Raw genomic sequence first — 9,745 nt, 5'->3', positions numbered from 1 at the left:
CCCACGCTCCGGCCTGCGCCGCCGCCACCAGCGCCGAAAGGTCTTCGGCCACCTCGGCGTATGCGGCGCTCAACGAATTCCACGCCGCCGCCGCGGCCAGCGACGGGCCAGGTCCCGGCCCGCTGCTCAGCAACGCCGAGTGAACCTCCGGCGGGGACGCCATCCAGACCGGCGCGGTCACTGTCAGCCGGGCGCGGTCGGACAGCAGGCACCGGGAGCCGGCCCGATAACCGGGCTCCTGGCGAACACCTGCAACGTCATGGCACCCTCGCAGCTTTCTTCTCGTTCTATCGATACCGGCGCGCGGCTCGGGCACTGACCGCCGCGACGGAAACCGGCATACCTATTAGTCGCACGCGACCTGGTAGGAGTTCCGCGGATTTTTTGCAGGTGAGCCAGCCGGTTGGCGGCGCACGGCGGTTTCGCGCGATCGCGCTGCCAGACGGTGTCGCGATTTGCCGTGTTGGGTACAAACAGGGCTTAGGTCGCTGACCTTAGGCCGCTCACACCGTCGCCCGCCTCGCATTCAACGCGGGCGCAGCACACCGATGATGGGGTGCAGTTGCTCAAACGTCATGTCATGCGCTTCAGCTTCCCGGGCGAGTTCGGCGAGCCCGACGGTGTGCCAGGTGTATTCGGCGGTGAATTCCCTGATGACCGTGTCGCCTTCCCGCACCAGGTAGCGCATCGTCCAGCGCTCCGCGTCGCTGTCGACGGGTTGACCAGATATACGCACTTCGTTCTGGCGGGTGCCGATACGCTGTTGGGCGATCGTCATCTCGGGCAATGGCATGGGTTGATCGATCGCCATGACCTCGACGACCACCGGCGTCCCGGGCGCGATCCGGGGCCGCAAATTCTCCCAAAAGCGTTGCCGCGCTTGGCGATCAAGGAATCCAATGACACCCATCAGTACCGCGGCCCCGACACGATCCGGGAGGTGGACCTCCTCGACGTTAACTGGGTGCACGGTGACTCGGTCAACCAGGTCACCGCGACCCAGGATCCGTGAAACCAGCGCGGCGCGCATTGCCGCTGACGGTTCGACGGCGTGGATCGCGACATCAGGGATGGTGTCGGCGATGGTCGTCGTCGAAAGCCCGGTCCCTGCTCCGATATCGAGCACCGGCTCCGTCACTGCCCCACAAGCCGTCAGCGCGGATACCAGCACCTCTCGCTTCATATCCCAGTGCGGGATCGCCATTACTTCGTAGAATTCCGCAGACTGCGCGTACGGATCGGCGGGAAGTGACACGCTGGCCCCCTTGCGTCAATCGCCGGACCTGTCTCGGCGTGTCCGGATTCTCAAACAGTTACGGTAGCGCCAAACCCAGCGCACGTAACTTACGGTCGGTCATCACGCGGCGATTCTTCGCCGGGGTCGCTGCCCCAGGTTTGTGGCAGCCTCGGCGCGCTCGGTCCGTCACCGAAGCCGTCGGCCAGCGCGATCAATCCTTCGGGGCGGATCGCGTGGGTCGTGGACACCGTCCCGCTGAATCCCACCGCCTCGGCGCCCCGGTTTGAGGCGGCTGTTGCGGGGTGGGGAGCGTCCAGTTCGGAGTCGATGTCGACGTATTCGTCGCCGTAGTCCCTCATCTCGGTCCGTCGGCGTCGCCGCGACCGCTGCTGCGTCGATGCCCGTGACGGGGCTGCGGCCGCCGCGACGATGTCCGCCGACGGCGCCTTGATCTTGCCACGGCCGATCAGTGTCGGGCCTTCCCCTTCGTCGGGTCCGCCGCCGGACACCAGATAGCCGAAAGTGGCTGTGGCGGCCGCCGGTGTCGATGGCGCTGCTGATGCGGACCCGGGCAAAGATGCGGGCGTCGACCCACCGGTGGCGGCCGACGTGGCTGGCCCAGGTGTCGCGAGCGCCGGTACGATGCCCGCGGCCGGCTGCAGCTGGGTCGGCGGGGATTCCGGAATCTGGCCGGCGATGTCGGGCACCTGTCCCAGCCGGGGTAAGCCCGCGAGTCCGGCCAAACCCGCAAGTCCGGCCAGGCCGGCCAGGCCGACGAACGGCAGGAACGGCGCGCCCAAGAGCGCCGCGGGGGAGAAGAACAGGGTGTCGAAGGCACCCTCGAAGGCCAGCGCAAACAGCAGTGGACCAAGGAGCGCCGGGGAAGGATCCTCAAGGAACGCCATCAGCGCCGGGAGGAGGTAGGGCGGGCTCTGGACGCCGAACAGCTTATCTGTCACGTTTTGGACGAAGTTTTCCCAGTCAGTGAGGATGTTGGTCGGGGAGGGGTCGGTGGCGGCGGATTTCAGTACGGGGGGTGCCGGTGGGGTGCTTGGTACCGTTGCCACGGCCTGCGCCGAGACCGCTTGGTAGGTGCTCATGGTGGTGGCGGCCTGAACCCACATCCGCACGTAGTCGGCCTCGTTGAGTGCGATCGGGATGGTGTTGATCCCAAAGAAATTCGTCGCCAGCAACACCGCGTGGGTGGCGTGGTTGGCGCCCAGCTCGCCCAGGGTGGGCATGGCGGCCAGCGCCGTGGTGTACGCGACGGCGGTGGTCTCCTGTTGTGCGGCCGTGGCGGCGGCGTTCGCGGCCGCCTGGGCTAGCCAAGCGACATACGGCGCATGGGCGGCCACATACGACTCGGCGCTGGGGCCCTCCCACGCTCCGGCCTGCACCGCCGCCACCAGCGCCGAAAGGTCATCGGCCACCTCGGCGTATGCGGCGCTCAACGAATTCCACGCCGCCGCCGCAGCCAGCGACGGGCCCGGTCCCGGCCCGCTGCTCAGCAACGCCGAGTGAACCTCCGGCGGGGACGCCATCCAGACCGGCGCGGTCACCGGTCAGCCGGGCGCGATCAGATATCGGCGGCGGGTCGAGTGGCCGGGCTCCTGGCGAACACGTGCAACGCTCATGGCAGCCGCCCAGCTTTCGTCTCGCCCCATCGATGCTGGCGGGCGGCTCGGCACCCGCCACCTTGACCGTAAGACGGCGTGCTGACTTGTCGCAAGTGATTCGCAAGAATCCTGCGAAAGCTTTGCAGGTGAGCCGGCCAGCTGCCGGCTTGCGGCAGTTGCGTGCGACCGCGCTACCAGCCATCACCTAGAGCATGATTACGAGGTTGGCCCGCAGCAGGAGGGTTGCGATGGAGGTAAGCGTGCGACCACACATGGCAGCAAGACCCGGGTCGGCGCCGGCGATCCTTAAATCAGCTCGGACGACTCTTGTCGCGTGTGCTCTGCTGTCAGCCGTCAGCTCGCTGGCCGGCATGGCGCCGCTGGTTGCAGTCGTGGAAGTAACCAAACGACTGTTGGCGGGCAACAACAACGTCTGGCCGATCATCGTCGTGGCGCTCGTCGCGCTGGCAGTCAAACAATCGGGTGTCTTGGCCGCCGGCGTGATGACCCATCTGGCTGACATCCAGGTGTCGTTTCGGATCCGCCGTGAACTCCTGGTCAAACTCAGCAGGGTCCCGCTGAGCTGGTTCAATGATCGCAACTCCGGCATCGTCAAGACGGCCGTGGAAGATGACGTCGCAGCGCTGCATCGGCTCATCGCGCACTCGATCGTGGAGCTCAGCGCGGCCGCGGTGCCGCCGCTCGTCGCGTTCTTCTATCTGTTTGCCCTGGACTGGCGGATGGCGTTGGCGACGCTGCTCCCCGTGTTGGCCGGGATGGCCATGTACCAACGCGCGATGGCCGGCGCGGAGACCAAGTATCCGGAGTTCATGGAGTGGTTGGCGCGCCTCAACGGCGCGGCGGTGGAATTCGTGAACGGCATCGGTGTCGTGAAGGCTTTCGGCACGCCGGGCACAGCGAGTCGCCGTTTCCGGGAAGTGTCCCGAGCTTTCGCGCACTTCTTCCTCGACTGGGCCAAATCTACGAGCGCCGCAAGCGTCACCGCCGAGATACTCCTGTCGCCGCCGAGCATTCTCCTCGCCGTCGCAACGACCGGAGGGATTCTCACCGCCAACGGTGATCTTCCACTGGTGAACTTCATCGCATTCCTGGTGTTCGGCACCGTTATCACTTCCGGATGGATGACCCTGCTGATGTCGGTGCACCCATTGGTCACCGCTCTGAAGGTGTACCGGGGCATCCGGGAATTGCTGGCTACTCCGGAGCTTCCGACGCCGGATGAACCGGTCGAGCTCGATCCCACCACCGCCGGGCCGGTGGTTCGGATGCGCGGCGTGCGCGTCACCTACGGTGACACGGTCGCGCTCACCGGGATCGATATTGCCCTTGATCGGGGAACCATCACCGCGTTGGTCGGTCCTTCCGGCTCCGGAAAGTCCACCCTGGCGAAGCTGCTTCCCCGGTTCGACGATCCGTGCGAAGGTTCGGTCGAACTGTACGGAGTAGATCTGCGCCGAATCGACCCCGCAGAGTTATATCAGCACGTCGCGTTTGTGTTCCAAGACTCACACCTGTTGTCTGACATGAGCATTCGCGACAACATCCGTCTCGGCCGTCCCGACGCCGACGACGTGGCCGTGCGCGATGCCGTCGGCAAGGCCCAGATTCTGTCGAGGATCGAGAAGCTGCCCCGCGGACTCGATTCCGTGGTCAGCAAGGACGCGGTGCTTTCGGCGGGCGAACGTCAACGCGTGTGCATCGCCCGGGCGATCCTCGCCGATCGTCCCATCCTGGTTCTCGACGAGGCCACCGCGAGCGCCGACCCGGAAAACGAGGCTCGCATCCAAGAGGCGCTCAGCGAGGTCGCGCGGGGCAAGACGGTGTTGGTGATCGCTCACCGGCTCAACACGATACGAGGCGCCGACACCATCGTCGTACTCGATGGCGGCCGGATCGCCGAATGCGGTAACCACACCGAGCTGTTGAAGAACAACGGCATGTACGCACGGCTGTGGCAGCAGGAACGGAACACCGAAAGCGGCGTCGCCCAGCGGCTGGAGGTGGGGCGGTGAGCACCATCATCCGCTACCTGCTGCAGCTGCTCGATGATCGTGGCCGCCGACATCTGCGCGCGATGCTTGTCCTACTCGGCGCACAAGGAGTGCTGCAGGGCCTCGGATTCCTGTTTGTCGTTCCCCTTCTCGGCGCTCTTATCGACCGACCCACGCACTGGGGTCAGCTATGGCTGTGGATCGCCGCGATCGCCATCACGGTAGCCGTCCATCATGGATTGCTGGCCTGGAGCACCTCACTGGGTTATCTGGTCGGCACGGATGTGCTGATCAGTTTTCACACCCGGATCGGTAATCATCTGGCCTCGCTGCCCCTCGGCTGGTTTGGTCCTGACCGCACGGGACCCGTCGGGCGTCTGGTCACCAAAGACGCCGTCGACGTCGCGGACTTTCCGGCGCACTTGCTCCGGTATGTGATCGTCGGCTTGAGCGCACCGGCCACCCTGATAATCGGCAGTTATCTGAGCGACTGGCGTATCGGGATCGCATTGACCCTGGGTTCCTTGCTCTGCGCACTATCACTGCGGATCTACATGGGCATCGTGCACCGCAACGATGCCCAGTACGACCACGACATTGGCGCCACCGCGTCGCGGATTGTCGAATACGCCCGTCTGCAACCGACGCTGCGTGCCTACGGCGTCCTGACCCACCACGAGCTCGGCACACTCGAAGAATCCCTTACCCGCCAACAACACTCCCAATCCCGGCTCACCATCCGCGGGGCATGGGGTCTGATCGGATGCTTCGGCACGATGCAACTGGTCGTCACGACGATCATCGCGTTCGCCGTCGTCTTGACGCTGCGCGGCGACCTCGCGCTATCCACGATGATCGGTCTGCTGATCATCACCTTGCGCATGATCGATCCGATCTCTCAGCTGGGCGACCTCGCCGGCCACGTTCAAGTCACCGCCGACGCGATCGTCCGAGTGCGCGAGCTGCTGGCGGTGCCACCACTTCCGGAACCCGATCGGGATGTGGCACCGGTACGAGCCGACATCCAATTGCGTGGTGTGCGTTTCGGTTACGACGACAGCAACGAGGTCATCAAAGGCGTCGACGCCGTCATCCCGAGTGGCAGCCTCACCGCGATCGTCGGCCCATCCGGTGCCGGAAAAACCACCCTGCTCAGGTTGATCGCCCGCTTCTTCGATGTCGACGACGGCAGCATCTTGCTCGGCGGCCACGACGTGCGGGAACTCGGCACCAGCAGAGTCGCGCACCTGACCGCGCAAGTTTTCGACGACGCTTACCTCTTCGACGGCACCATCGCCGACAACCTGCGGATGGCCGATCCCGCCGCGGGAGAAACTGAGCTGCGTCGCGTCGCGTCCATTGCCCGCCTTGATGAGGTGATCGACCGTATGCCCGACGGCTGGGACACCCGGGTCGGCGAGGCCGGATCGGCACTGTCCGGTGGGGAAAGGCAGCGTGTCGCCGTTGCCCGCGCGTTGCTCAAGGTCGCGCCTGTCGTTCTGCTGGACGAAGCCACTGCCGCGCTTGACGCCGTCAACGAGGCCGCCGTGGCCGGCGCCATCTATGAATTGGCCCGAGACCGCACCGTTGTCGTTGTCGCACATCGACTTTCGACGGTGATGGATGCCGACCAAATCCTCGTTCTCGACAACGGTCGAATCACCGAGCGTGGACGCCATGACTTGCTGGTCACCGCGGGTGGCACCTATGCCCGATTCTGGGAAGAGCGCCTGCGCGCCCGCGGCTGGCAACTACGGCGCGACCCCACCATCGCCGCGTCCGGCTCAACGTAGGGGGCCGCTCCCCTGACCAGCCGGAGGCGATTCACCAGAGGCTGCGGCTGTGGAGCAATGCATCGACGACGAGCGCAGCTCCGGTTGCCAGGCACAGTGCACGGACCCAAAGTGGGCCAGAGCGGGTGATGACACGCACGAGGCCACGTTGGATACGCCGCGCTCTTGCCGCTCGCCGGGTCGCCAGGAAGAGCACAAGCAGGGGCGGCAACAGCTCGATGATGCAGTATGCAACCACGATCAGCGGCCAGATCGACGGTCGCGGATGGAAGGCGCTGAGCATCGCAAGAGCGGCCAGGTACATGACGTCAGTCGCTGCCTGGCCGAAGCCGAGTGCCGCACCGGCGCAGCCAAGCACCCACGGACGATGTCGTATGACGTTAAATGCCTTCCCCGGCAGTACTTTTCGTGCCCCAGACGGGTAGCACGCCACCCAGATGAGAAGCGCACCAACCACCAACTCGCCACGATAGCGCTCCGCCGGGGTCAGTTTGAAAGCTGTCAACTCGGTAAAGAAGGCAACACCCAGCACGACGGCGATGCCGACGGCGAGGGTCGCCATGAACAGGCCCGCGATAAAGCTCAGCCCACCGGGCAGCGGGGAACGGCGGTGCAGCCGACTGTCATAAACGATTGCGGAGGTGACCCCGAAGTTGAGGACGTTGAGCGACTCGACAACCGCCATCCCCGACAGCGTCACGATGAGCGCTAGCATCCGCCCACGGCGCAATCCGACATTGCGGTACGAAACGCGTTAGCCCGCAATCCTTTCCCTCGAAGGGCCCGCACGAGCAGCAAGGGATCACTGAGGTGACGCGACTCTGAACAGGTTGAACTTGTAGGTGTTGACGATCGGCGGCGCCAGGCGCGCCAGCACCGGCATACCGTAGCGGCGTTGCGGTGGCCAGGTTTTGGCGATGTCGGGTTGTGGGGTCGCCAGCGTTCGGGTGTCGAGCAGTTCGAGGCCCCAGCGCTCGATGTCGCGCGGGTCGTCGCAGATCCATTGCAGCCGAGCATTGACCTGCGCCAGTGATCGGCTCCGATCCTGGTTGGAGACCATCCGTTTGCCCGCGGTGTCAAATGCGACCAGGGAACCCGGGAAGCGGTGGGCCAGCTGGGTGAGAACGCGACGCACCTCATCGCCGCTGAGATATATCAGGACGGCTTCGCTGAGGAACAGGTAGGGCGGAGGGGAGGCGGCCACCGCGTCGAACCACTCGATGTCGACTACCGAGCCGGCAAGCATTTTGCGCCGCTCACTGTCGCCGAAAAACCGGCGGCGCAGAGCAATAGCGTCGGGAAGGTCCAGGTCGAACCAGTGGACTCGGCCGTTGTCGAGGCGGTCGAATCTGGTGTTCAGCCCGGTGCCGAGTTCGACGACGGTTGCATCGGCATGCTCGCGGAGGAACCGAGCCACCCAGCCGTCAAAGATCGATGATCGGTACACCGAGCCCGACAAAGACGAACCGCCGAACCGGCTGAAGTCGTAGTCGATGCCGTCGACGATCTCGCGCGCCCGCCGGTCACCGAGCACCGGACGACCTGAGGCAGCGTCACAGGCTCGGGCGTAGAGCGGAATCAACATTGTTTCCTGGACGTCGCCCAGCTCGGGCGCGGTCTTGCTCATCGGGCCACCTTCCGTGAACGCGTTCGGTTCGAGTACTCGAAGTTACGCCGTGCGCCCGCGACGGCCGGCCCCGACACGTTGGACACCGGCTGCACCGGCGTCGGCCCGGCGCGGAGGCGTCGCGGTGGCAATGCCGGGCAACGAGCCTGGTCCCTGCGTCGAGCCTAGATGGGGCCGAATGCGCCAACGTCCGGGCTGGTGATCAGGTTGCCCTGCAATTCCTGCCCGAAAATGTCTATCAGATTCGCTGTGGCCCCGATCGGACCCACCGGGAGCCCGGGGAAAGCTATGGTGGCGCCGGCGTCGTCGTCGGGATAGGAGAAGGTGAAATCCATGCCGAGGGAGTTGAGGACCGAGCCGCCGACACCGTTATACATCGGGCCGCTGGCACCGAAAGCCACCTGCCCGGGACTGAACAGCCCGCCGAAGGCGATGCTGAGGGCGGTGAGTGTCTGGCCACCGTCGTCGCCGGCACTGATGAACGGGTTGACGACCGGCACCAGCGGGTCCAGGTTGAGGGTGGCGCCGTTGAAGAACGCGTTGGTGACGGTGGCGGGCGTGTCGAGAAGCGCAGCGAGGTCGGCCACCGGATGCGGAGTGGCACCGGTGAGGTCGGCCAAGATGGCGTGTCCTTCGTTGAACAGCGCCACGGCGGGGCTGACCACCGGACCGGCAAAGCCCATGAGCACCCCGCTCAACGGTGACGAAGCGAAATCAGTAGCGGCCCCCACCAACGCGGCCTCCAGACCGGTCCCCGGTGTGAAACCTGCACCATGGAGTCCCAGCCAGATCTGGTAATGGATGTCATTGATGTGAACCGGTTGCCCGTCGAACAGAATGCCGGGCGTCGCGGTCGCGTCACCGCCAAGCGTATGTTGCGTCACGGCCGACGAGACATCGGTGGGGGCGCCGATCAGTGCCACGGATTGCGCTGCGGTCACCAGGTTGTTCAGGGCCGCGCCGGGATTAGTGGTTAATAAGCCGAACTCGGCGGAGACACCGCCGAACAGCGTGCCCAGGGCCTGCTGGGAGGCGCCGAACACCGTCTGGGCATTGGTGAGGGTCGTCGAGACCAGCGCCTGGTACGGGGCGGCGACAGTGGCGCCGAAGCCGCTCAAACCCGGCAGCAACGGCGCCGCAGCCGCCGCACCCACCCCACCCAGCAGCGCCTGCTCGGCATTGGCGGCCTCGGCGCTCACGTAGGCCCCGGCACCCGCGTTCAGCAAGCCGACGAACTGGGTATGAAACGCCTGCGCCTGCGCGCCCAGAGCCTGAAATTCCTGGCCGAACTTACCGAACAGCGAAGCGATCGCGATCGAGACCTCGTCCTGAGCCGCAGCCGCGATCCCCGTGGTAGGGCCCGACGCGGTTGCCGCGGCGTCAGCCAGCGACGAACCAATACCCGCCAAATCCTGGGCCGCACCCTGCACCAGCTCCGGCGCTGCAATGACAAACGACAT

8 protein-coding genes are annotated in these 9,745 nt (G+C 65.5%); 2 read left to right on the top strand and 6 right to left on the bottom strand.

The window, feature by feature from the left end:
* The 3 genes from VML93_RS36930 to VML93_RS36920 all read right to left on the bottom strand — a co-directional run.
* The coding region (locus VML93_RS36930; RefSeq protein WP_325618578.1) for a PPE domain-containing protein at positions 1-181 on the bottom strand (181 nt) is incomplete at its 3' end.
* 345 nt (positions 182-526) lie between these two features.
* Positions 527-1,204: a class I SAM-dependent methyltransferase gene (locus VML93_RS36925; protein WP_325618580.1), complete on the bottom strand. Its 678-nt coding sequence runs from the start codon at positions 1,202-1,204 to the stop codon at positions 527-529.
* A 140-nt stretch (positions 1,205-1,344) separates the two neighbouring features.
* Entirely contained in the window at positions 1,345-2,796 is a 1,452-nt protein-coding gene (locus tag VML93_RS36920) for a PPE family protein (protein ID WP_325618576.1), read from the bottom strand.
* Positions 2,797-3,065: 269 nt separating this feature from the next.
* Between VML93_RS36920 and VML93_RS36915 the strand changes: the two genes are divergently transcribed.
* Together VML93_RS36915 and VML93_RS36910 are read left to right on the top strand one after the other, a co-directional pair.
* Positions 3,066-4,886: an ABC transporter ATP-binding protein gene (locus VML93_RS36915; RefSeq protein ID WP_325618574.1), complete on the top strand. Its 1,821-nt coding sequence runs from the start codon at positions 3,066-3,068 to the stop codon at positions 4,884-4,886.
* A complete protein-coding gene (locus tag VML93_RS36910; protein ID WP_325618572.1) occupies positions 4,883-6,658 on the top strand; it encodes an ABC transporter ATP-binding protein in 1,776 nt (591 codons plus the stop codon). Before VML93_RS36915 ends, VML93_RS36910 begins: the two co-directional genes overlap by 4 nt.
* A gap of 31 nt (positions 6,659-6,689) precedes the next feature.
* Here the strand turns inward: VML93_RS36910 and VML93_RS36905 are convergent, their stop codons facing one another.
* The 3 genes from VML93_RS36905 to gjpA all read right to left on the bottom strand — a co-directional run.
* The gene (locus tag VML93_RS36905; protein ID WP_325618570.1) at positions 6,690-7,373 is read right to left on the bottom strand and encodes a hypothetical protein; all 684 of its coding nucleotides are present in this window, start codon (positions 7,371-7,373) and stop codon (positions 6,690-6,692) included.
* A gap of 87 nt (positions 7,374-7,460) precedes the next feature.
* Complete coding sequence (locus VML93_RS36900) at positions 7,461-8,285, bottom strand: class I SAM-dependent methyltransferase (protein ID WP_325618568.1); 825 nt, start codon at positions 8,283-8,285, stop codon at positions 7,461-7,463.
* A 164-nt stretch (positions 8,286-8,449) separates the two neighbouring features.
* Positions 8,450-9,745 (bottom strand): outer membrane porin GjpA (gjpA, locus tag VML93_RS36895; protein ID WP_325618566.1); only part of this gene is annotated, 1,296 nt, incomplete at its 5' end.

This window comes from Mycobacterium sp., from assembly GCF_035499775.1.
Lineage (GTDB): Bacteria > Actinomycetota > Actinomycetes > Mycobacteriales > Mycobacteriaceae > Mycobacterium.
The sequence above is the reverse complement of the archived record's forward strand: the minus strand, read 5'-3'. Positions and strand labels throughout refer to the sequence as shown.